We start from the raw sequence: 21,105 nt of genomic DNA, 5'->3' as shown, positions 1-21,105 counted from the left end.
GCATTCATCAGTAAGACCAGCGCCGGCATATCGGCATGTGACGCCAACCGATGGTCCAGGCTGATCCTCGGCATTCTTCAGCAGGTCCAGTGCAAACCGCTTTGAGGTGTAGCACAAGATCGTCACGATGATGGGAAAAAAGCTAAGGCATGGCCGGGGTCGAAGCTTCGCCCTTCGCCGCCGCCTGATGCTAGTTATGAGTCCGGATCCTGGCCTAAGACGGCCCGCCGGGATTCACCCCGAGCTGGCTGTCTTATTGCTTGGGATACGTTTCAGCAAGAGTTCCTTCCGCCAAGAGATCGTTGACTTTGTAGGCGACTTCCGTGCGGTTGGTCGCCTTCAGCTTCTTCATGATATTTCGGATGTGGACCTTCACGGTGCTTTCGCGCAGGTTCAGTTCGTAGGCGATGATCTTGTTCGCCTTTCCGCGCCGGAGCGCTTGGGCGACCTCGGCCTGCCTGAGCGTGAACATGCCTTTCAAAGGCTGCTTGTCGGGGCTGTCCGAACCTATCAGGTGGCGCATGCCAAGGACACTGCTCGCAGGGACGAAGATGCCTCCCGCTGCCGCAAGGTTGATAGCCTCGACACAGACATCGATTTCGACCGAGGTCGGAATGTAGCCGCGTGCGCCGCATTCGAGAGCGGTCAGTATGTGTGCAAGATCTTCGGTGTCGGCCAGGATAACCACAGGGACTGATTTGAATTCGGACGAAATATGCCTAATCTCGTCTGCGATGCCATGATCGGTGACCTTCCGGCCGCCAAGGTTGAAGAGTATGGCTGCAAGGGGGGGGGCCGAGCCCTTCTTCACGCGCCATTCATCGATCGAACCCATGGCGGCGATCTCCATGCCGAATTCGTGGTCCGCGAGGGCCGATGCGAGACACTCGCGGTCTAGGGCCCTTCCGTCCAGGATGAGGAGGCATCCCCTGCCTCCTTGGCTATGGACACTTTCCGTTCCGCTGGACAGGACTCCTGACCGATTGGCCGAAGTGTAGTTATGCCGTCCTGCCGTGGAACCCATGTCAATCCCCAGTCGTTTCGCACACAAGCCGCGTTGCGGCTGCCAAAACTCCCCTGATTCTCTCGCAATCTGAAAGTTTGAATACGCAGCCCTGTGTTTGAATGCGCTTGTGTATGAATACCCAGCCTTGTGAAAGCGTGAGGCTCACCCAGCTCGGGAGTGTTCAGCAGTTCTTCGCCCCTAGCCGAGAACAGCTTGTGCAGCCTATCGCCTATTTATAAGCGTTCTCTAACATAAGTTAATTTTTAGAAAATTTCGCGTCGAAGGTGGCCTGAGAGGGCACGTGTTGAGACCGCGTCACCCGCCTTGAAGCTCCCGCGAGTTCGATCGTGACGCGCGGGTCCGGCGAGATTCAATCTCTTTTGGCCATGTGCCAACCGTTGAAACGAGTCCCGAGCGCTTAAGGAATGCCAAGGAGTGGGATACCTCTACGAGGTTGACCAACCGGGTTGGCGATGCTGCCATTCTCAGGAATGGACCGCTTAGCCAACCCCAACCCCAGCAGCCATTCGAAAGAGGATCGGTAGTTCCTCGCGATTGTAGACGAGAATTCCTGAAGGTGGATATTGGCATGACCAGGGCGCAGGTCGTGGCATCCGTGGCCCAGCGCTTTAGGTCCGAGAACACCGGCTGTATCTGCCGTAGTGTATGGAACAGCTTGCACGTGTTTCGGCAGCACGTTCTCCTCATGTGATAGGCCATGGTTGCCGTCGGTCATAATAATCGGGCCTTTGCGGCTGCCCTCGTCAAAGTGGACCGCGGCCCCGCCAGGTAAGCCGCGCACTACCAGCCCGGAAAACATCGTCTGGAACTTGCTCCAGCGACGGCGCACTGTCGTCTTCCAGCAGAAATTTTGCTGATGGCCTATGCGCTGGCGCCCAGCACCGCGCCGCAGGGGGCGTCGCGAACGACCCGCTAGAGACGGTTGAACCCGAGCTAGAGGGAATAACCTTTACCGGAGGTACTCGCTATCGAATCCGGCTGTTTTGACCAGCTTCTTGCGGTTGATCACCTCTACATGGCCTGCCTTGAAAGCGACGAGATCGGCCTTGCGGAGTTCCCTCAACGTCCGATTGAGGTGAACGGTGGTCATTCCGAGAATGTCGGCCAATTCATGCTGGGTAAGGGGACACTCATATCTTCCATGGGCCGACAGGCCAACGATCGAGAGCCTCTCCTCCAGCTCGAGCAGGAAATGGGCGGTGCGGCTCATCGCGTTCCGCCGCCCGGCATTCATGAGATGTTCGGCAAGGATGGCGTTCAGGCGGGCCAGGGAGCAGGCGATAGTCTTGCCGAGGCGGCCTTCCGACAAGATGGCCTCTACCAGTTTCTTGCTGGAAATTTCGTAAACAGCTAGTTCGGTTATGGACGCCAGGGACGCTAAACGGGGTCCGTCCACGGAACGGAAACCGACAATGTCCCCCCGCAGAGGAGTGTCGATGATCTGCCGTTCTCCGTCCAGCAGTCCGCGGTAAAGGAGGGCCCAACCCGATTTTACGATGAATATCCCACCGTTGTTGTCATCCTGGCGGCATATCACCGAATGGGGTTTGTAAATTCTTGCGGTAACACCGAGAAAATCGTTGTTACCCCAAGCGTCCTTCGAGAATGCCCCCCCTACGGGATGCGAGTGTATGAACTGCAACAGTGTTTGCATGTTGCTTCAATTTCCGCACAACCTACAACTGCTCCCGCACGAGTTTGACAGAAGGACCACCGACGGTAGAGGCAGGATTGCCTACTGTCCTCGTCTGTTTGAATGAGGTAGACTGCGTTGACATAAAGGGTTGCAAGCATCAGGCGGTTAAGTCTTCCGGCTTCGGCGAGACGATCCACGCCAAGGCCTGCAGAAGTGTAGTAAGATTATTGCTCGGCAGCAGCTAGCCTGCGACCGGCTTCCTAGCGCTCGCCGGACCAAGTCAAGTGTCGGATCATCGGGATAAGTCGGCACAGTGAACCCCATGTCGCGTCGATCGTCGATCCCAATACCAGCCCGATTTTCGTCTTGAGGCCCAGCCCTCCGGCACATCTTGCTAAGTAGGCGAGCGGATTTCGCGGCGCTGAAGCGCAGACCGCTGACCAGCGGTCGGACCATCGGCGCGACCGGAATGGTTGCTGCGCTGCTCCGGTGCGGCTCGTATGGTTGGGCGTAGTTAAAGAGACCAAAGCGACCACGGTCCGAATAGCCGAGTTCAGAAGCCGTTTGACAATCATTGCGGACACTCAGCCTCTGATGTACTTTGCACTTGATAAATGAGGAATATGCCCGCTGTCGCGACGGCTTTTCTCTCTTTCTGTCTCGGCAGATTGCATGCCCTCTAACGGACCTTGCTACCACATGCTGTGTTCTCGTGGTTGCCAGGTAACAGCGGTTAGGGATTTGCCATGCTCCGACGTTGCGGATTCATCGCAGCCTTCATCCTCACGAGCTTCACGACCTTTGACGCTTGCGCCGACCGAAGGGTCGCTTTTGTCATCGGCAATTCGGACTACCGACAATTCCCCGCTCTCAAGAACCCGGCCAGGGATGCCGAGGACGTATCCAAAACGTTTCGACTGGCCGGTTTTGAGGTCTTCGTCGCAAGCGATCTGACCAAGCTGCAGTTCGAAGAGCAGTTCCGCAACTATCTGGCCGCGGTCGACGGCGCCAACCTAGCCGTGGTCTACTATTCCGGTCACGGCTTCCAGATCGGCGGCGAAAACTTCCTGATTCCGGTCGATGCCTCCTTGAAGCAGGCGGCAGACATCGAAGTCCAGGCCATCAAGCTCAACGATGTGCTGGAACAGTTGCGTTCGAAATCGAAGATCCAGGTGATCATCCTCGATGCCTGCCGCAACAATCCGTTCCCGCGCAAGAATTACTGGCTAAGAGACCAGCTCATCACCGCCGGCAATGCCGGGCTCGCGCAGGTCAGAAGCTCGCTCAACACCCTCATTGCCTTTGCCACCGAGCCCGGGGCGGCGGCTTATGACGGCGTCGGCGAACTCAGCCCGTTCTCAGCGGCGTTTTCCCGTCGCGCGCTGGCCCCGAACCAGGAGATCCGCACCGTAATGGCGGCGGTGCGCCGCGATGTGGTGGAAGCCACAAACGGCCTCCAGGTTCCCTGGGAGAACTCGTCGCTGATCGACGAAGTCGTGCTGATGCGCCGCAGCAATCGCCCCTCGCTGCCGCCGGTGCTGGAGAAGGTCGTGCTCTCGGGAGTCGGACCCGTCGACTTGGGGCTGCCCGAACCGATCGACGTCGACGGCGGTACGATCACCTTGAGCATCGAAAGACCGCCTGCCCTGGGGCGCCTGATGCTGGACGGCAAGCCTGTCGAGGTGGGCGTGCCGATCCAAGGCAAGGACCTGCCCCATTTGCAGATGGATGTTCCCAAGGGTGTCGCTACGCAGGAAGAGGTGGACATGCTGGCCTATGCCACGCATGACAACTGGGGCGGCCAAACCCAGGGCATCGTGGTATTTCGGGTCAAGAGCGGCGAAGGCGCGCAAGGCGAAGAGATCATGGCCTCGCTCGAAGCCGAGCAGAAGCAGAACGTGCTGGAGCGCGGCATTCATATCACCGGTGCGGCCGAGGCGCTCGAAAACCGAAATTTCAACGTTCCCGTGGGCGTCGGTCCGGTTGCGCTGAACCTGGACTTTCCGACCGATGATCCCGCGGTCAGCCTGAAAGTTTCGGGTTATCCGGCAACGGGAACGCTCTCGCTGCCCGATCGAACCCTGGCGCCCGACTCGAGCCTGAGGTCCGGTGAGGTCGACCGGCTGCGCTACGAACCCCAGATCGGCGCTGAAGCCACGGTCGAGGTCGGCTTCGAAATCCGGGCGGACAGCAGATCATCCAAGCCCGCCACAATGAAATTATCGCCAACAGTGGATCCGTGCGATACGGCTGCCGGCGAGCCCCTCGACCTGCAGGGCGTCGTCCCCGGCCTGCTCCCAAATGAAATTGGCGCCAGCGCGGTAGAGCTTTGCGAGGCCGCCGTGAAGGCTTATCCCGCCGTTCCGCGCTTCCGCTATGAACTGGGGCGCGCGCTCCTTGCGGCAGGAAAGGTCGACGAGGGCAGGACAGCCATCGAGGAAGCCGCCAAGAAGGGACACGTCCGTGCCGTGTTCGAGCTCGGCTACATGTATGCGACGGGAACCGGAATGGCCGTCGACCGCACACAGGCCAATGCGCTTTACGCGGCGGCGTCCGACAAGGGGGATCCCTATGGCATGACGTCGTGGGGTCGCGCCTTGTTCAATGGCTATGGCGTCAAGCCCGACACCAGCAAGGGTTTGGACCTGCTGCTCAAGGCGGCGGCGATGGGGCACACCTATGCCATGAACGATTTGGCCGCGATCTTCACCGAGGGCCGCAACGGCGTGACCGCCGATCCGGCCCGCGCCGTTGCCTTCCTGGAGGCCGGCGTCCAGCGGCAGGACATGTATTCGATGAACCTCCTCGGCCGCAATTACTTGTCTGGGCAGGGCGTGGAGAAGGATCCGAAGGAGGCGCTGTTGCTTTTTCAGCAGGCAATCGACCTCGGCCAGCCCTACGCCCCGGGCAGCCTCGCACGCATGTATCGGGACGGCGTCGGTGTGGAACGGAACCTCGCCGAAGCGCAAAGATTGTTCGACATTGGGATCGCGCGGGGCGATCAGTTCGCAGCTTACGATCGCGCGGGCCTCGAAATGCAAAAGGGCGACAAGGCCGATCAAGGTCTTGCCGTGCGTTTCCTTGCATTTGCGGCTGCGCTCGACGTGCGCAAGGAACTGCCGGACGCCAAAGGAACGCTGGCAAAGTTCGGACCGAAGCCAAAAACAGCGGCGTTGAAGCAGCTGCGCCAGGAACTGAAATCTAAGCTTCCCGGCTCCGGTTCACTCGATACGCAACTGGTGAACGCGGCCAGACGATTGTGGGAAGAAGCCAATCCGCGTCGGGACTTGTTTTGATCAACGAGGAGGCACTGGTGGAAAGGACATTGAAGCGAGCAATCATCGGAATAACGCTATCCGGCGTCCTGGCGGGCCTCATGGGCTGCAATTCCCTTACGCCCAAAGTTGAACCGTCGCCGCTGGTCGCCACGCCTCCGCCAAAGGTCCTTCGCAGGGTTCCTCCGCCAAAGGTCGTCAAGCTCGCTCCCAAACCGAGGGCCGCCAAGAAAGTGATTATACCGGTTGAGGAGGAGCCTGTTCCTGCGCCTGTCGTCATTCCTCCTTCGGGCGGGAGCGGCGGGAGCGGAAGCGGCGGAGGCGGGGGAGGCGGCTGGGGAGGTTGATCAGGTCAGGTTATGAGGGCCGAAGAAGGATCGCATGAGCCTAGCGTTCCGTGGCCTTTGATCGATTCAGGAGGACCAGTAAGGCACCGCCAGACGAAAGGGGCGGCAAACAGACATGTTCAACTTACCGCCGCCGCGCCACACCTCGACTCTACCAGCTGTTCCGGTTCCTGAACCAGGAAGTTGCGCCATTACCTGACGCCTAAGGAAGCGAGACAAAGTCCGGATCGGCACACATCATTGTCATTCGCAATGTCGTCCCGCTGGATGCTTGCCCAGCTGACCTCGACTCGCACGTTGCCAAAGCGCTTCTTTCACCTCACATGTCTCTTTCCGCGCTGTCGCCGTCGTCATGCCCACCTGAAGCGACATGGAGCCGTCCACCACGAACTGCTGCCATTGCGCGCAGATGTCCCGCTCGAGCGCATCGCGTTTCGCCGGGTCGGCTTGAGCGACCAACACGCGCTTTATGATTGCTTCAAGCTCTGATCGGGCGCGTTGCCCGACCGGCTCGTTGTGCGGGAAGGACTGATTATGACCCAGCAGGAGCAGTCGCAGCCGGAGGGCAGCGCCGCGGGACTCTACGCCCGCTAGTGTTATGACGGCAGGAACGAAGAAGCAGGAGTAGTCATGGACCGAGGCTATGCCTTCAGTCACGCCCAGCATGGCGCGGACAAAGGCGAACTGCGGCGAAAGGTTTGACAGCGGAGATCAGCGCAAGATGTCCGACAGGCTCTCGGGCTTCTTCTCGCCAAGCGTCAGATCAAGGCCCGACAGCAGGTCGACGAGATGGCTTCGCATCAGGTCGGACGCGTCTTTTGCGTCGTGTTTTTCGATAGCATCGACAAGGGCGTGATGGGCCTGGCTTTCGCAGGTGGTGTCGCGGCGGCGCCAGTAAAGCGCGATGATCAGCGACGACCGCGACAGCAGGTCTTTGACGAAGCCGGTCAGGATCGAATGGCCGGCGATTTCGGCGATGCCGACATGGAATTTTGCCGACAGCATGATGGCGTCGCTGTCGCGGCCGGCATGCAGGGCCTCGTGCTCTTTTTCGAGATGAAGCCGCAGTTGCGCGATCTCGGCCGGCTTTGCCACGTCGGCGGCAAGCGCCGCGACCTTGGGCTCGATCAGCGCCCGCACTTCGAACACCTCGCGCGCTTCCTGCTTGGTCGGCTGGGCGACGAACGCACCGCGGTTCGGCTCGAGCCGGGCCAAGCGGTCATGCGACAGCGCCTGCAGCGCCGCGCGTATCACCGCGCGGCTCACCGAATAGATCGAGGCGAGTTCGTCCTCGGGCAGTTTTGTACCCGGTGCGAGGCGGTGGCTGACGATGGCGTCGCGCAGGCCGGCATAGACCGGAAACCAGCGCATCGCCGGTTTGTCGTCATCCCGTGTCTTTGGTCCAAGCAGGTCCATCGTCTCATTGTCCTGGCGGCCGGATCGCATAGCGGCGCGAACACCACGTTTCAGGCCGGACATCGAACATCCTGTGCGGGAATGTCAACAAATTTGCACGCATCAGGCTACACGGCCGGAGGGCGAAAAGGACGCAAAGATTCCGGCGAAGGATTTTTCGAGTGGAACCTGATAGCCGCCGCGCTTCGAGGTCGACAGGCCAAGGCCGACGAGGCTCTCGCACAGTTTTACCGCGCAGGCGACGCCGTCGAGCACGGGAACGCCATGTTCGCGGCTGAGCGCAGCGGCGAGATCGGCCATGCCGGCGCATCCCAGCACAATCGCTTCGGCCCGGTCGTCGCGGATGGCGCAGTCGATCTCCTCAGAAATTCGATGGCGGGCGTTGGAGCCGAGCACTTCGAGCTCCAGAACGGGAACGTCGCTTGCTCGCACCCTGGCGCAGCGGCTGGCGAGGCCGTAGCGCACCAGATTGTGCTCAATCGCCGGCACCGAACGTGACAGCGTCGTCACGACGCTGAACCTGCCGGCAATCAGGCTCGCCATATGAAACGCTGCTTCGCCGATGCCGACCACCGGCATCTCCCTGACGCAGCGCGCCGCGTCTAGGCCGGTGTCGTCGAAGCAGGCGATGACGCAGGCGCTCGCCGCCGGATGTTTTTGGATCTCGCCGATCATTCCCGGGATGGCGAAGACCTCGTCGAAATAGCCTTCGATGCTCGGCGGCCCATCCTTCGGATTGGCCGCGATGATCCTGGTGCCGGCCGAAGCCGCGCCGCGTGCCGCCTCGCCAATCTTCTCGGTCATGGACGCGGTGGTGTTGGGATTGACGACGAGTATGTCCATTTGCGCCTTCATATTTCGCCGCCGAGATAGAGTTTCTTGACCCGATCGTCGGCAAGCAGCTCAGCCGAATCCCCGGCCAGCGCGATCGTTCCGGTCGTCAGTGCGTAGGCGCGCTGCGAGATGCGCAGCGCCATGCGCGAATTCTGCTCGACCAGCAGCACGCTGACCTTTTCGTCGCGGTTGATCGCGACGATCGAGCGGGCGATGTCCTGCACGAGCTTCGGTGCGACGCCGAGCGAGGGTTCGTCGAGCAAGAGCAGCTTCGGCTTGGCCATCAGCGCCCGCCCGATCACCAGCATCTGCTGTTCGCCGCCGCTCATCGTGCCCGCCGTCTGCGAATAGCGTTCCTTCAGGCGCGGAAAACGCCCGAGCACCATGTCCAGCGTCCTGGCGATGTCGGCCTTGTCGGTGCGGGTGAATGCGCCCATCATCAGATTGTCGCGCACGGTCATGTAGGAAAAGACGCGCCGGCCCTCCGGCACCATAGCGATGCCCATCCTGACCAGCTCGTCCGGCCGCGTTTTGTCGATGCGGCGGCCCTGGAAATGGATCTCGCCGCTGCGGACTCTTTTCAGGCCGGTGATGGCGCGCAGGATTGACGATTTGCCCGCACCGTTCGCGCCGATCAGCGCTACCGTCTCGCCCTCGTTGACGCTCAGCGACACGCCCTTCAGCGCATAGACGTGGTCGTAGTAGAGTTCGACATTGGAGACGCTCAGCAGTTCGCTCATGGCTAAAATCCGATCGTCTCGTCTTCGGCGCCGAGATAGGCTTCGATGACCTTTTCGTTCTCTTGAATTTCTTTCGGCGTTCCCTCGGCGATTTTGACGCCGAAGTTCAGGACGACGATACGGTCGGAAATGTTCATCACGGCGGGCATGTCGTGCTCGACGAGTAGCACGGTCACGCCGCGTTTGCGGACGCCGCGCACCATTTTCACCGCACGCACGGTTTCGTCGTGGTTCATGCCGGCAAAGGGTTCATCGAGCAGGAGCACGGTCGGGTTGGTGGCGAGGCCGATGGCAATCCCCAGCGCGCGCAGATGCCCGTGCGGCAGCGTGCTCGCGATCTCATGCCGTTGCGCGCCGAGATCGAGGAAGTCGATGATCTCGTCGGCGGATCGCCCGAATTCGGCCTCGTCGCGCCGCGCTGTAGTCGTGCCAAGATAGAAGCCGGCAAGGGTGGCATTGGAACGCAGGTGATGTGCGATGATGACGTTGTCGCGCACGGTCATGCCCTTGAAGATCGTCGTCTCCTGGAATGTGCGGACGACGCCCTTCCGGGCGACGATATGCGGCGCCAGGCCCGAAATCCGCTGTCCGCGAAACAGCACCTCGCCCGAGCTCGGACTGAGGAAAGAGGAAATCAGCTTGAACAGCGTCGATTTGCCGGCGCCGTTGGGACCGATCACGGAGAGGATTTCGCGTTCGCGGACGGCGAAGGAAACATTGTTGACCGCGACCAGCCCGCCGAAGCGTTTGGTCACTGCCTTGATCTGGAGAAGCTCGGTCATGGTCCTAGCCCTGCTTCTTGCCGAACAGCCGCAGGCTGAGCAGGCCGTTGGGAAGGAACAGCATCAGCGCGATCAGCACCGACGAGAAGATCAGCAACTGGAACTCGCCGGTCTCGAACAGGAAATCCCAGCCGAAATAGAGCACGAAGGTGCCGATCATCGGCCCGAAGACATAGCTGAGCCCGCCGAGGAAGCAGTTCAGCATGAAATTCACCGAGTCGGTGACGGTGAAGCTGGACGGATAGATCGACTGCGAGATGGCGACGAACATCGCGCCGCCGAGACCGCCGAGGAACGAGGAGATGGCGTAGGCGATGACGCGCAGATAGGCGATGTTGACGCCGATCGAGGAGGCCAGTTCCTCGTTCTGCTGCAGCGACTGGCAGAGCTTGCCGATGCGCGAATGGACAAGGCGGTAAAGCCCGGCAAAGCACAGCACCATCAGCACCACCGAGACGAGATAGAACGCCGGGCGTGGATTGGCGAGCGTCGCGAAATCGGGAAGGATGGTCAGGCCGAAGATCGAAATGCCGCCGGGGAGCGGAATGCTCACCATGCCCTTGGCGCCGTTGGTGATCGGCAGCGCCAGCGCCAGCAGCCGCGCTACTTCGGTCAAAACCAGCGTGACCATGGCGAAATAAACGCCGCGGAGCCTGAGGATGGGCAGTCCGATCAGCACGCTTGCAGCGGCGCAGAACAGCCCGGCCAGCGGCAGTGTCAGCCAGAACGACACACCGTACTGGACGACAAGGATGGCCGAAACATAGCCGCCCATAAGCGCGAAGGCACCCTGGCCGATATTGATGCGGCCGATGTAGAAGGTCACCCACACGCCGGCGCTGGCGATGCTGAGCAACGCGACCGAGGTCAGCGTATAGTAGAGGTCGAGCCGACCGGTCGCCTCGATCAGCCAGGGCACGCCGATGAGTACGACCAGCAGGAAGACAGCGACGGCGAAGATGTTGCGTGTACGCTTCATGTCCATCACCCCCACGGCTTGCCCATGAGCCCGTTCGGGCGGATGCTGAGGAAGACCATCAGCGCGGCGAAGATGACGAGATAGGTGACGTCGCCATAGTGGCGTAGCACCGTCAGGCCGACCGATTCCATCATGCCGAGGATGAAGCCGCCGGCGATCGCTCCGCTGACGACGCCGGCCCCACCGATCATCACCATCAAGAACGCCTTGATCGAGATCGGCCCGCCGATGCCCGAATTGACGCCGGTGATGGCGACCAGCAGCCCGCCGACTATGCCGGCAAGCATGGCGCCAAGCGCAAAGCCGATCATCGAATAGCGGTCGACCTCGACGCCCATAAGCTGCGCCGCGACCCGGTCCTGCGCCAGCGCTCGCATGGCGCGTCCCGGCTTGCTATACTGCATGAAAAGCACGAAGGATGCGATGAACAGTATGGCGAGAGCCCCGACGAGCAGCCGGTCATAAGGCATTATGAGGCTGTCGGAGACGAAGACGCCGTTGACGATCTTCGGCACGCCGCGCTGCTTTTCACCGAACAGGAGGAGGATCACGGCGTCGAGGAAGAATGCGACCGCCGCCGCGAGAAGCATCGTACTTTCCTCGCGCACGCTTCGCTTGATCACCGTTCTGAAAAGGAATTTCTCGACCAGCGCTCCGATGACCAGCAGCGTGATCCCGGACGCGACGAGCGCGACGACGAAAGGCATGCCGAGCTGGCCATAGACGGTGTAGGTGATGAAGCCGCCGAGAACGTACATCTGCCCATGGGCAAAGTTAAGCACGTTCATCAGCGCGAAGATCAGGGTCAGACCGAGCGCGATCAAGGCGTATTGCGCGCCAAGATAGAGCCCGTTGGCGATGACTTGTTCCATCAGGATGGTTCCCCGGCCATTCAGAGGCTCAAGACGAATGCACGAGCCTCTGCGGCAATCCGCTTCAGTGCGTTTGCGTCAATCGACCTGAGCGACGAAGAGCGTCTCGAACTTGCCGTCGCGGTATTCCGTGACCACCATCGGGACCGAAAGCTGGCGCTTCTGGCCGAACGACGTCATTCCGACATAGGTCAGCTTGGCATCGCCCTTCAGATAGGGATTGGGCGCCGAGAAAGTGTCGATCGTCTTCTTGAACTCCTCGACATTGTCGATGGCGGCCGGGTTCGCCTTCAGCGTCTCGATGATGTATTCGAGCGCGTAGACCTTGGTGTTGGACTCGTCATTGTATTCGCCGAACATTTTCGTATAGCGGTCGACGAATTCCTTCATCGTGTCGGACGCGATTTCGGGCGTCGATGCGCCGCCGACTGAGATGAAGCCGTTGGCCAACTCGCCCGCGCCCTCTTCCAGCACCTTGGCATCCTGCGCCGTTTCGGTGGAGATCAGACCTTCGTAGCCGAGCTCGCGCGCGGCGCGGATCAGCAGCGGCGCATTGCCGGGCGCGACACCCGAAAGCACCAGCAGGTCCGGTTTTTGCAGAACGATCGGCGTCAGTACCGGTGTGAAATCGCGGGTATCGTTTTGGTAGACATCCGTTGCAGCCACAACCTCGAGCCCGAGCGCCTTTGCTGCGGCAACACCGCCATCCCGCTGGCTCAGCGGATCGGATTCGTTGGCGGCGACAAAGGCAACTTTCTTCACGCCCCTGTTTTCCATGAGATATTTGTAGATCGCCGGAGCCGACTGGTAGTTGGCGATCATGCCGAGCACGGCGTTGGACGCCGGCGGGCTGTAGAGTTCCTTCGGGAACGCGTAGGGAAAATAGATGATGCCCTTGGATTCAGCCACGGGACGCACCGCCGCCGCGCCGTCGTCGACATTCGGACCGACGACATAGTGGATGCCCTCCTGGGCCATCTTCTCCATGCCGGCGATCGCCCGCTTGGGGTCCTTCTGGTCGTCGAAGGTGACGATTTTGATGTCGTAGGTCTCGTCACCAATCTTCACACCGCCGGTTTCGTTGATCCAGGCGGCGCGCGTCTGCATCGAGCGGACGTTGGATGTGCCCCACGCAGCGGCCGCGCCACTCGTCACGCCGACAAAGCCGATTTTGAGTTCCTTGTTGGCGGCGTGCACCGCGATTGTACTGCCGGCCATGATTGCCAGCGCGGAGATGGCGCCGCGCGCCGCGGATGTGATTATTGAACGTCTGTTGATCATTGTTCTTTCCCCTTTGGAGGCCGCGCATTGTTGCGACAGAACTCGACCGATACGCGGACTCTTGTGAGTGAAGGCTCAAATCAATCATCTGTCAACAAAACTTTTTCAGATTGTTAACAATCTTGTGAGCAGTCGTAGATGAAGGACGTGACGATTCGAATCGGCCTCGAATTCGGGTAGCGCTGGCATTTGTTGGGGCGTATTCATTCGGCTGCCATTTCCCCCTACGGCTGGAAGCACAATGAACATCCCGATGCCGGGAACGTCGGCGGGAGGATAGGGGCGGGAGCGGGCTCCAGCTCTGCGGTTGGCTGCCAATCCGCTTCCGCCCTGGACACGTTCCCGGTGTTCGTGGCCGGAGTCTTCCTTGTCCATGCGCTCGGTCGTGAGAGCGGCCTCAGCGAATGGGGAGCTAGTCTCTATTTCTCAGCCGGGCTGGTTTATCTCTCGCCCTACGCAGCGGGGGTTCCCCTGGTTCGTTTCGCTCGTCTGGAATGTCGCATTCATTGGAATTGTGCTGCTTTTGCTTGCGTCACTCTGGCCCGAGCTATAGTGCCCGCACCGGCCATCACACGGCGAGATCCCCTTCCACCTATTCTCTGAAAGATCGACCGGAAAGGATCGTCAGCGGCCCGCTTGGCGCAACGGCCATAGAAGAAGAGCATCAGGCGCGCTGTGGAGAACATCGATGCGCTGACCGACCGAAAGGGTACATGGCAAGAGACCACATTGTTGGCAGCGAAGGTAAACCGGATGCTGCGCGGATGGGCGAACTACTTCTCGGTAGGAACCACCAGCAAGGCATACCGGGTACTCGACAGTTACACTGCAGTGCGGTTGCGGCGGTGGCTGCGTTCCAAGCACAAGACCAGACGATGCAAGGGCGGGCCAATCCAGACTCGCATCTTTACGAGCACTTCGGGCTCGTACGTCTGACCCGACTTGGACGTGGCGTGTCGTGGGTGAAGGCGTGAGTACTTGTCCGAGAGCCGGATGCGGGAGATCTGCAGGTCCGGTTCGATGAGCGGGTGTGGAAACGGAGCCAAGGTTGAACCAGTAAGGCACCGCCAGACGAAAGGGGCGGCAAACAGATATGTTCAACCTACCGCCACCCCGCCACACCTCCACACTACCGTTTTTTCGCGTTCACCAAGGGCGAAGAAACGCGGAAGGCTGGCATCTGATTGACGGTCGGAAAAGCGCGGTCGCGCCAGTTGTCGCACCTCATTAGACCGTTTCGAGCCGGCTGAACCGAACCCGGATGAGTTTGCGAGTCTTCTGTTGCCCTGCCGAATCCTTGTCGATGACCGTCAGCAACTGCACATCTTCAGGTCCCACAGGCAGAACCAGGCGTCCCCCCGGCTTGAGCTGCTCAAGCAAGGCCGGCGGCGCCCGCCCAGCCGCGACGGTGACCAGGATCTTGTCGTATGGGGCGTGCTCGGGCCAGCCGCGCGACCCGTCTCCGACACGAATGCCGACATTGGATAAGCCGAGGCCCTGCAGCAGAGCCTCGGCATGGGTTGCGAATTCCTCGATGATTTCGACGCTCCAAACTTGCCCGGCGAGCTCCGCGAGAATTGCGGTTTGATAGCCCAGGCCGGTGCCGATCTCGAGCACCGCCTCGTGCGGTTGCAGCGCGAGGAGATCGGTCATGAGAGCGACGATGAAAGGCTGCGAAACGGTTTTATCGAAGCCGATCGGCAGCGGCATGTCCTGGTAGGCATAAGGTGCAACCGAGGCTGGCACAAAGAGATGCCGCGGCACTCGCCGCATCGCTGCCATCACCCGCTCATCGAGCGCCGCCTTGCCGAGTTCTTCGCTTGCAAGATCGGTATGGATTGCAATCATCTCGACCATGTGCCTGCGTAGGACCGCGAGGTGCTCTTCGTTCATTGGCTTCATGACGGTGGGGCTTCCTCAACCAGCTTGCTGCCAGAGAGCCTTATATCCTGTTCGTCACGCTAGCGCCCGCCATCATTTCCATTACGGGTGCCCAGGGCAAGCGTGGGTGACAGTCTTGGCAGGTTATCGCCGGCGGCGACTCTTGAGATTCTGGGCGCCATATCGCCATAGCGGTGTGTCCCATATGCGGCTATCTCGCGCATCAGCTTCGCCAGCACCGGCCGGGACCGCGAGGCGCAGGAGCCGTGCTCCTGATGGACCAAGCGGCAGCCGGCCGCCTTTGAGTTCGTCGACTTGGGCGGTCGCCTGGTTCTCGGTCGAGACGCGGCCGCCAATGAGGCGGATCAGGGGGATTTATAGCGCGGCGATCTGGGAGAGACCTCATCCTGATCGCCGCGCCGCAGGGATTTGCGATTGTGCGCGCATTCGGTCGTCTTGGGAAGGTTTTTAGGGCGTTTGTACACACAAGGAATGTGCCAGAAAACGAACGTATGAAGGCGTCTGGTGAGGCCTCAACGACGTCCCGTCAGGCAACCGAGGCTTGTAGTCCGTCGCACAATGCCATGTCTTGTGCACAAGAAACGTGTTTCTGAATATGGCATTGGAGAGAAGGATGACCCAAGCGTTGAAAGTTCCAGTTCAGAACGAAGCGTTGGTGCTGTCCTATATGGATCGGGCTGGGAAGATCGCTATCGCCCAGGTTGCGGATGGATTCGGTATGTCCAAAGGTCAGCTTGCCGAAACGGCGGGTCTTGCGCGGGAAACCGTCTATAGGGTTGAGCGTAGCCATGCTGCAAAGACGCAAGGTCGCCTTCGCGAAATGCTTGAGATCATCAGCAGGGTGACCGACTGGGCTGGAGGCAAGGAGCAGGCGATGGCCTGGTACCGGGCGCAGCCGATACCGGCATTCGGCGGGCGGACGGCGGAAGCTCTGGTTAAGGAAGGCAAGGCCAGCGCGGTTCGCGACTACCTGGATCATGTCGCCGTTCGTGGCTTTGCTTGAGATTTGCCGGAATTTGCTACCGCGCCCATGATCCGCGTTGGTCCTTCCAGCCGATCTCAGGCGACGGAGCGGCTATTCGGGGTGCCAGATTCAACCCGAAAGGTGTGCCTACGCTTTATCTGGCGCTCGACGTCATGACGGCCGTGAAGGAGGCCAATCAGGGTTTTGCACATCGCATTGATCCGTGCGTGCTCTGCTCATACGAGATCGATTGCGATGACATTATCAATCTGAGGACGGCGCAAGGCCAGGCCGACGCCGGGATCCGGTTCGAAGATATGGCTTGTGGCTGGATGGATTTTCTCGCCGATGGCAAACGGCCGCCGTCATGGAGCATTTATGACCGCCTCGTTGCTGAAGGCAAGTTCGGCATTCTCGTGCCCAGCTTCGCGCCAGGTGCCGACACATCCGATCAGAACCTCGTGCTGTGGAGCTGGGGCGAGGTGCTTCCGCATCAAGTCAGGGTGATCTATCCCGGACGTCGGGCTGCCTCGGAACCAACTGTGCTGGAGCTGACGCCGCAAGGGTCGGATCGATCTGCGACTCAGACGATTATCCGCGCCGCCCGCCCGAGCGTGCATTCCGCGTCATTGTAGTAGTTCGAGGCCTGCTGCACAGAGCGATGCTGCGACTGCTGCATGGCTTCGGGCAACGGAATGCCGCGGCGTGCGGTTTCGGTGAGATAGCCGGAGCGCAGGCCGTGGGCGGAGAAGGCTTGCGGATCGAACCCGGCCTCGGCGATGCGGCGCTTCAGGATCAGATTGACGGCCTGCGGCGTCAGGGCGCGCGCTTCGAGATTGCCCCAGCGGTCGATGCCGCGAAACACGGCGCCTTCAGTGACGCCGGCGCGCTCGAGCCACGCTCGCAGCACCGTCACCGGCCGGCCGACGAGCAGCACGAAAGCGTCGCGATCGGCCTGTGTCGCCTTGGTCCGGCCGAGCCGGATTTTTAAGCAGGGAATTTTTTGCCCCTCTGAATCCTTGGGATTCGCGGGCACCGGCTCTTCTTCGATGAGCTGTTCGACGCGGAGGTCAGAAACCTCGCTGCGGCGGCGACCGCCCGAGGCGAAGGCGGTGATGAGCAGCGCGCGATCGCGCATGTCGACGAGGCGGTCGCCGGCGCAGGCTTTCAGGAGGGCGGCCAAAATATCGGCGGTCACCGCCTTTTTGCTCTTGCGGCCGCGCGGGCGGGCGCTGGCGCGCACCGCCAGCTTTATCGCGCTCTGCAGGCCCGGGGCTGAAAAATTTCCGCGCAAACCGCGCCATTTGGTCAGCGTCGACCAGCTCGACAGACGCCGGCGCACGGTGGCGGCCGCGTGCGGTCCGTCGCTGCGCAAAAGCCCTTGCGCCTTCAGCGCGGCCGTCACCTCCTCGGGCATACCGTGGGCCGGGTCGGCCTCGCGCCGGGAAGAATCCCACAGGTGGTGCGCGATGAATTTGATCAAAAGCGCTTCCGGCGCCGGCCAGGGCAGCGGAGAACCAGTGGCGGCAAAAGACCATGCCTCGAGATAGCCAAGGTCGGAGGCCAGCGCGCGGAGAGAGTTTGCGCCAATGTCTTCCTTGGCCAGATGGCGCAGCGTTGCGATGTCGTCGGTCAGGAGATCGGACAGAAAATCGCGGCGGTCGAAGGGCAGCACCGAATCCAATGCGTCGAGCGCCTCGGCGCGTCGAACACCATTGCCAGGTGGCCGAGCGACGAGGTCAGTTGCCATTGGCGAGCGGTCCGAAAATGCGGACTCCCTTGCCGCGCGCGGCAACGGCGAGCTTGCGATCGAGGGTCGCCAGCGGCAACTCGGTTTCGATTACCAGCGCAAGGTAGGCGGCGTCATAGGCACTGAGACCGTGCGCGGCCGCTAGCGCCAGCACCGCGCCGTCCGACCCGCCGCCGGCGTCCTCCAGCGGCAATCGGCGCAGCCGTGCCATGGCGGTGGCCGCTTCGCCTGCGGCGATGCGGCTACGCCGCTCGGCCATCAGCACGACACTGCGCGCCTCGTGCCAGAACAGCGACGGCACCGGCGATCGCCCCGTCAGGCCGGCAACCAGGGTCTCGGCGACCGCGCTGTGCTCCTCCGGCAGCAGCCAGGCCGCGGCTATGGACGCGTCCAGGACGAGACGCATCAGTAACGGTGGCCTTCATGCTTCCAGGCCAGAATTTCCTCGGTGGTGACAGGTTTCGCGCGGGCCCGCGCGGCGCGGACCTCTTCGATCAAGGCGCCCAGATCCTGGTTTTGGGGAAGGCGGGACAGCTTGGCAATGGGATCGTTGCCGCGCGAAATGATCACCTCCTCACCGGCCTCGACCTTAGCGAGCAGTTCCGAAAGGTGGGTTTTGGCCTCGCCAATTTTCACCGTGATGGTCATTGTTTTGTCCTCGTACGAGCTTGCTGTGCTGTAGCGCGCTATGCGACTCGCGTCGCCCTGAGCCCAGCCATGCACGATAAACGCGATTCTGCGCCACGATAGCGCCGATTCCGCAGATTGGTCAAGTCTTGGTCTGATCGCTATCGATAAGAGGTCATTATCGATAGCGAGAATGCTAGAGAAAATCCCCTGCAAGTCAGCTTAAATGCCGGATAGCTTGACTATCGCTGAAGGCGCAGCGGTAGTCGGGCAAGTCAATGGTCCTCGCTTGCCAGTTCTACGACCGCCGCCTCGCTGCAGAGCCGACGATGCTCTTTGTTAGGTTCGTGCCCGACCAAGAGTAGGGCTTCCGGTCGCAGATGCTAAGGAGGCACTAGGTTTCTCTCTTCCTTGGCCGCTTCGAGAAACGCCCTGCGGACCACTTCGGGTTTCACCTCGTCGATCATGGCATCCATGCAGAGCTGCACTGCGCGGTGCCACTTGGGGCCACGCTTGGTCCACTGCAACACTTGCTCGGCGGCTCCCTCGACATTGTTGCACTGATAAGCAATGCCAGGACGGGTGGTCCTTACGGATACCGGCGGAGAGAACCAATGGAGCGACATTCGTACATAAGCGACGGCTTAACTAAGAGTTCCCTCAACCACGCCCGGTTTCGAGCAAGGATCGGGTAAACCGGCTCGGGGCCCTACTCCTCCGGCCAGCCCTGTTGCGGAACCTATTCACTGGCCGCAAGGTTTGGGTGGAAGGTCAGGAGTGTGCCATGAGTTCCAAAGCTGGGGATGGCCAGCTCTCTTTCATTGAGTTCCAGTCGCCCACGCTGGTCGAGAATGCGCCCGAGGGCGGCGAATGGCTTCACGAGATCAAATACGACGGCTACCGCACCGAGCTGATCATTGAGGGCGGTAAAGCGCGGGCCTTCACGCGTCGTGGCTACGACTGGTCGCATCGATACCGACGAATTGTTCAAGCGGCGGCGGGCTTGCCGGTGAAGGCGGCGATCATCGACGGGGAGGCTGTCGTTCTCGGCGATAGCGGCCTGCCGGATTACCAAGCCTTGGAACGGGAGTTGGGCAATCCAGACTCGGCGAGGCTCATCTTCTACGCGTTCGACCTGCTGCACCTCAACGGGCGCGATCTACGACAGCAGCCGCTGGTGAGGCGCAAGGCAGCCCTAGAGAAGCTGCTTAAGAACTCAGCGCCGACACTGACCTATGCCGAGCATCTGGAGGTGAGCGGCACGGACGTGTTTGAACATGCCTGCCGAATGGGCTTGGAGGGGATTGTGTCCAAGCGCACCGATGCCACGTACCGCTCGGGTATCCAGACGAGTTGGCTCAAAGTGAAGTGCATCAAGAGCGACACCTTCCCCATTGTCGCTTTCGTGGAAAAGCTCGGCGCTCACCCGCGCCGGATCGCATCGCTCTACATCGGCCGCCGCGAGGGCGACCGACTGCTCTATGCCGGGAAGGCTCGCAGCGGCTACACCTTGAGCGCTGCGCAACTGGTTCGAGAGCGGCTTGACCCGCTGATCATCAGCAAGTCACCCCTGTCAGAGCCCATCGTGAAGCCGAAGGCGACATGGGTCAGACCAGACGTGCTGGCCGAGGTGCAATTCAGCGGCGTAACAGATCGCGGCGTGCTGCGTGAAGCCGTGTTCAAGGGTCTGCGAGAAGACCTCGTGGCGATCCCGGCCAAGCCTCCTGCGCCGTCAAAGCGACGTGGGCCAGCCCGGGAACATGGCGTTCCCAGCGAGAACATCCTGCAACTGCTGCCCGACGCGGTCTCGCCGTCCAAAGAAGAGCTTGCGCGCTATTGGCAGAGGGTTGCCGATCAGGCACTCGTCCATCTCGGCCACCGACCGCTGAAGCTGGTCCGCCATGCTCTCGGCGCAACCTTCTACCACAAGGGCGCGCTGCCGAAGATCCCGCCAGCAGTGCATCAGTTGCGCCTTCAGAAGCGCGAGGGTGGCGAAGGTGTGCGCGTGTGGGTGGACGACCTTGCCGGCCTGCTAGGGCTGGTCGAGATGGATGCTGTAGAGCTGCATCCCTGGAACGCCACCGTTGACGACATCGAGCATGCCGACCGCATCGTTCTGGACCTCGACCCGGGTGAGGGGGTAGAGTGGGATGAGGTCATCCGGACCGCGCTAGCGCTCCGCGACATCATGGAACCAGAAGGCCTAGAGAGCTGGCCGAAGGTGACGGGCGGCAAGGGAATTCACCTGATGGCCCCACTTGAGACGAAGATCACGCACGACAATGCCCGGCTCCTTGCCCGGTCGTTCGCCAAGCGCCTCGCTGACGCTTATCCAGACCGTTATCTGCTGTCCGCCGCGCCGGCAGCCCGAAAGGGCCGCATCTTCATTGATTACCTCCGCAATGGGCGCGGCAACACGGCGGTCGGCGCCTTCTCCCCACGAGCGCGACCTGGCTTCCCAATCGCTCATCCCGTGACCTGGAGCCAGGTTGAGGCAGCCATCCGTCCAGATGCCTTCACCATCGACCGTCCGTTCAGGGCAGCCGCCAGAAAGGCAGCGTGAGCATCACCCGGCGCTGGAAAAACTGCTTCTCACCGTTCCTCTACCGCGAGCGCAACGCCATCGAGCGCATGTTCAGGCGCCTCAAGGATTTCCGCCGCATCGCCACTCGG

At 61.1% G+C, this 21,105-nt stretch carries 19 protein-coding genes and 3 pseudogenes; 6 read left to right on the top strand and 16 right to left on the bottom strand.

What is annotated here, in order from left to right; all coding sequences use genetic code 11:
* Positions 1-253 precede the first annotated feature (253 nt).
* Together NKI85_RS34805 and NKI85_RS34800 are read right to left on the bottom strand one after the other, a co-directional pair.
* A complete protein-coding gene (locus tag NKI85_RS34805) occupies positions 254-1,024 on the bottom strand; it encodes a response regulator transcription factor (protein ID WP_352528508.1) in 771 nt (256 codons plus the stop codon).
* Between the two features lie 952 nt (positions 1,025-1,976).
* Positions 1,977-2,681 carry a Crp/Fnr family transcriptional regulator gene (locus NKI85_RS34800; protein ID WP_352528510.1) on the bottom strand — a complete coding sequence of 235 codons (705 nt, stop codon included), beginning with the start codon at positions 2,679-2,681 and terminating at the stop codon, positions 1,977-1,979.
* Positions 2,682-3,409: 728 nt separating this feature from the next.
* On the opposite strand from NKI85_RS34800, the gene NKI85_RS34795 reads away from it, so the two are divergent.
* Positions 3,410-5,959: a caspase family protein gene (locus tag NKI85_RS34795; RefSeq protein WP_352528512.1), complete on the top strand. Its 2,550-nt coding sequence runs from the start codon at positions 3,410-3,412 to the stop codon at positions 5,957-5,959.
* A 569-nt stretch (positions 5,960-6,528) separates the two neighbouring features.
* Here NKI85_RS34795 and NKI85_RS34790 read toward each other — a convergent pair.
* The 8 genes from NKI85_RS34790 to NKI85_RS34755 all read right to left on the bottom strand — a co-directional run bounded on the left by NKI85_RS34790 (position 6,529) and on the right by NKI85_RS34755 (position 13,189).
* A complete protein-coding gene (locus NKI85_RS34790; RefSeq protein ID WP_352528514.1) occupies positions 6,529-6,951 on the bottom strand; it encodes a hypothetical protein in 423 nt (140 codons plus the stop codon).
* A 45-nt stretch (positions 6,952-6,996) separates the two neighbouring features.
* A complete protein-coding gene (locus NKI85_RS34785; RefSeq protein ID WP_352528567.1) occupies positions 6,997-7,701 on the bottom strand; it encodes a GntR family transcriptional regulator in 705 nt (234 codons plus the stop codon).
* 102 nt (positions 7,702-7,803) lie between these two features.
* Positions 7,804-8,544, bottom strand: coding sequence for an aspartate/glutamate racemase family protein (locus NKI85_RS34780; protein WP_352528516.1), 741 nt, complete (start codon positions 8,542-8,544; stop codon positions 7,804-7,806).
* An 8-nt stretch (positions 8,545-8,552) separates the two neighbouring features.
* Positions 8,553-9,275: an ABC transporter ATP-binding protein gene (locus NKI85_RS34775; protein ID WP_352528518.1), complete on the bottom strand. Its 723-nt coding sequence runs from the start codon at positions 9,273-9,275 to the stop codon at positions 8,553-8,555.
* Between the two features lie 2 nt (positions 9,276-9,277).
* Entirely contained in the window at positions 9,278-10,057 is a 780-nt protein-coding gene (locus NKI85_RS34770) for an ABC transporter ATP-binding protein (RefSeq protein WP_352528520.1), read from the bottom strand.
* Positions 10,058-10,061: 4 nt separating this feature from the next.
* On the bottom strand, positions 10,062-11,036 hold the full coding sequence (locus NKI85_RS34765) for a branched-chain amino acid ABC transporter permease (RefSeq protein WP_352528522.1): 975 nt from the start codon (positions 11,034-11,036) through the stop codon (positions 10,062-10,064).
* Positions 11,037-11,041: 5 nt separating this feature from the next.
* Positions 11,042-11,908, bottom strand: a complete 867-nt coding sequence (locus tag NKI85_RS34760) for a branched-chain amino acid ABC transporter permease (protein ID WP_352458638.1) — start codon at positions 11,906-11,908, stop codon at positions 11,042-11,044.
* Between the two features lie 78 nt (positions 11,909-11,986).
* Complete coding sequence (locus NKI85_RS34755; protein WP_352528524.1) at positions 11,987-13,189, bottom strand: ABC transporter substrate-binding protein; 1,203 nt, start codon at positions 13,187-13,189, stop codon at positions 11,987-11,989.
* Positions 13,190-13,864: 675 nt separating this feature from the next.
* Between NKI85_RS34755 and NKI85_RS34750 the strand changes: the two genes are divergently transcribed.
* Complete coding sequence (locus NKI85_RS34750) at positions 13,865-14,125, top strand: group II intron maturase-specific domain-containing protein (protein ID WP_352780351.1); 261 nt, start codon at positions 13,865-13,867, stop codon at positions 14,123-14,125.
* A gap of 291 nt (positions 14,126-14,416) precedes the next feature.
* Here NKI85_RS34750 and NKI85_RS34745 read toward each other — a convergent pair whose 3' ends face one another.
* Positions 14,417-15,091 (bottom strand): protein-L-isoaspartate(D-aspartate) O-methyltransferase, encoded by a 675-nt coding sequence (locus NKI85_RS34745; RefSeq protein WP_352528528.1) that lies wholly within the window; start codon positions 15,089-15,091, stop codon positions 14,417-14,419.
* A 185-nt stretch (positions 15,092-15,276) separates the two neighbouring features.
* Positions 15,277-15,445: pseudogene (locus NKI85_RS34740) on the bottom strand (recombinase family protein); the annotation flags it as partial.
* Between the two features lie 259 nt (positions 15,446-15,704).
* Here NKI85_RS34740 and NKI85_RS34735 point away from each other — a divergent pair.
* Together NKI85_RS34735 and NKI85_RS34730 are read left to right on the top strand one after the other, a co-directional pair.
* Positions 15,705-16,094, top strand: coding sequence for an MbcA/ParS/Xre antitoxin family protein (locus tag NKI85_RS34735; protein WP_352780352.1), 390 nt, complete (start codon positions 15,705-15,707; stop codon positions 16,092-16,094).
* Positions 16,091-16,610: pseudogene (locus NKI85_RS34730) on the top strand (RES family NAD+ phosphorylase). The gene NKI85_RS34735 and the pseudogene NKI85_RS34730 overlap by 4 nt, the downstream one beginning before the upstream one ends.
* Before the next feature lie 28 nt (positions 16,611-16,638).
* Here the strand turns inward: NKI85_RS34730 and NKI85_RS34725 are convergent.
* The 4 genes from NKI85_RS34725 to NKI85_RS34710 form a co-directional block, all read right to left on the bottom strand.
* Positions 16,639-17,805: a tyrosine-type recombinase/integrase gene (locus NKI85_RS34725; RefSeq protein ID WP_352780350.1), complete on the bottom strand. Its 1,167-nt coding sequence runs from the start codon at positions 17,803-17,805 to the stop codon at positions 16,639-16,641.
* Positions 17,795-18,211: a type II toxin-antitoxin system VapC family toxin gene (locus tag NKI85_RS34720; RefSeq protein ID WP_352528535.1), complete on the bottom strand. Its 417-nt coding sequence runs from the start codon at positions 18,209-18,211 to the stop codon at positions 17,795-17,797. The genes NKI85_RS34725 and NKI85_RS34720 overlap by 11 nt, the downstream gene beginning before the upstream one ends.
* Positions 18,211-18,453, bottom strand: a complete 243-nt coding sequence (locus NKI85_RS34715; protein ID WP_352528537.1) for a type II toxin-antitoxin system Phd/YefM family antitoxin — start codon at positions 18,451-18,453, stop codon at positions 18,211-18,213. Before NKI85_RS34715 ends, NKI85_RS34720 begins: the two co-directional genes overlap by 1 nt.
* 362 nt (positions 18,454-18,815) lie before the next feature.
* On the bottom strand, positions 18,816-19,058 hold the full coding sequence (locus tag NKI85_RS34710; RefSeq protein ID WP_352780348.1) for a DUF982 domain-containing protein: 243 nt from the start codon (positions 19,056-19,058) through the stop codon (positions 18,816-18,818).
* Between the two features lie 158 nt (positions 19,059-19,216).
* On the opposite strand from NKI85_RS34710, the gene ligD reads away from it, so the two are divergent.
* Together ligD and NKI85_RS34700 are read left to right on the top strand one after the other, a co-directional pair.
* Complete coding sequence (ligD, locus tag NKI85_RS34705; protein ID WP_352780347.1) at positions 19,217-20,995, top strand: DNA ligase D; 1,779 nt, start codon at positions 19,217-19,219, stop codon at positions 20,993-20,995.
* A gap of 5 nt (positions 20,996-21,000) precedes the next feature.
* Positions 21,001-21,105: pseudogene (locus NKI85_RS34700) on the top strand (IS5/IS1182 family transposase); the annotation flags it as partial.

The organism is Mesorhizobium sp. M0571 (assembly GCF_040320985.1).
In the GTDB taxonomy this organism is placed as follows: Bacteria; Pseudomonadota; Alphaproteobacteria; order Rhizobiales; family Rhizobiaceae; genus Mesorhizobium.
The sequence above is the reverse complement of the archived record's forward strand: the minus strand, read 5'-3'. Positions and strand labels throughout refer to the sequence as shown.

What these genes read in the sequence shown, in the direction of transcription:
- NKI85_RS34735 (WP_352780352.1), top strand. Translation starts at nt 15,705, where the DNA reads ATGACCCAAGCGTTGAAAGTTCCAGTTCAGAACGAAGCGTTGGTGCTG.
- NKI85_RS34800 (WP_352528510.1), bottom strand. Translation starts at nt 2,681, where the DNA reads ATGCAAACACTGTTGCAGTTCATACACTCGCATCCCGTAGGGGGGGCA.
- NKI85_RS34760 (WP_352458638.1), bottom strand. Translation starts at nt 11,908, where the DNA reads ATGGAACAAGTCATCGCCAACGGGCTCTATCTTGGCGCGCAATACGCC.
- NKI85_RS34715 (WP_352528537.1), bottom strand. Translation starts at nt 18,453, where the DNA reads ATGACCATCACGGTGAAAATTGGCGAGGCCAAAACCCACCTTTCGGAA.
- NKI85_RS34720 (WP_352528535.1), bottom strand. Translation starts at nt 18,211, where the DNA reads ATGCGTCTCGTCCTGGACGCGTCCATAGCCGCGGCCTGGCTGCTGCCG.
- NKI85_RS34805 (WP_352528508.1), bottom strand. Translation starts at nt 1,024, where the DNA reads ATGGGTTCCACGGCAGGACGGCATAACTACACTTCGGCCAATCGGTCA.
- NKI85_RS34765 (WP_352528522.1), bottom strand. Translation starts at nt 11,036, where the DNA reads ATGAAGCGTACACGCAACATCTTCGCCGTCGCTGTCTTCCTGCTGGTC.
- NKI85_RS34745 (WP_352528528.1), bottom strand. Translation starts at nt 15,091, where the DNA reads ATGAAGCCAATGAACGAAGAGCACCTCGCGGTCCTACGCAGGCACATG.
- NKI85_RS34770 (WP_352528520.1), bottom strand. Translation starts at nt 10,057, where the DNA reads ATGACCGAGCTTCTCCAGATCAAGGCAGTGACCAAACGCTTCGGCGGG.
- NKI85_RS34725 (WP_352780350.1), bottom strand. Translation starts at nt 17,805, where the DNA reads ATGGCAACTGACCTCGTCGCTCGGCCACCTGGCAATGGTGTTCGACGC.
- NKI85_RS34790 (WP_352528514.1), bottom strand. Translation starts at nt 6,951, where the DNA reads ATGCTGGGCGTGACTGAAGGCATAGCCTCGGTCCATGACTACTCCTGC.
- NKI85_RS34710 (WP_352780348.1), bottom strand. Translation starts at nt 19,058, where the DNA reads ATGTCGCTCCATTGGTTCTCTCCGCCGGTATCCGTAAGGACCACCCGT.
- NKI85_RS34780 (WP_352528516.1), bottom strand. Translation starts at nt 8,544, where the DNA reads ATGGACATACTCGTCGTCAATCCCAACACCACCGCGTCCATGACCGAG.
- NKI85_RS34775 (WP_352528518.1), bottom strand. Translation starts at nt 9,275, where the DNA reads ATGAGCGAACTGCTGAGCGTCTCCAATGTCGAACTCTACTACGACCAC.
- NKI85_RS34785 (WP_352528567.1), bottom strand. Translation starts at nt 7,701, where the DNA reads ATGGACCTGCTTGGACCAAAGACACGGGATGACGACAAACCGGCGATG.
- ligD (WP_352780347.1), top strand. Translation starts at nt 19,217, where the DNA reads ATGAGTTCCAAAGCTGGGGATGGCCAGCTCTCTTTCATTGAGTTCCAG.
- NKI85_RS34755 (WP_352528524.1), bottom strand. Translation starts at nt 13,189, where the DNA reads ATGATCAACAGACGTTCAATAATCACATCCGCGGCGCGCGGCGCCATC.
- NKI85_RS34795 (WP_352528512.1), top strand. Translation starts at nt 3,410, where the DNA reads ATGCTCCGACGTTGCGGATTCATCGCAGCCTTCATCCTCACGAGCTTC.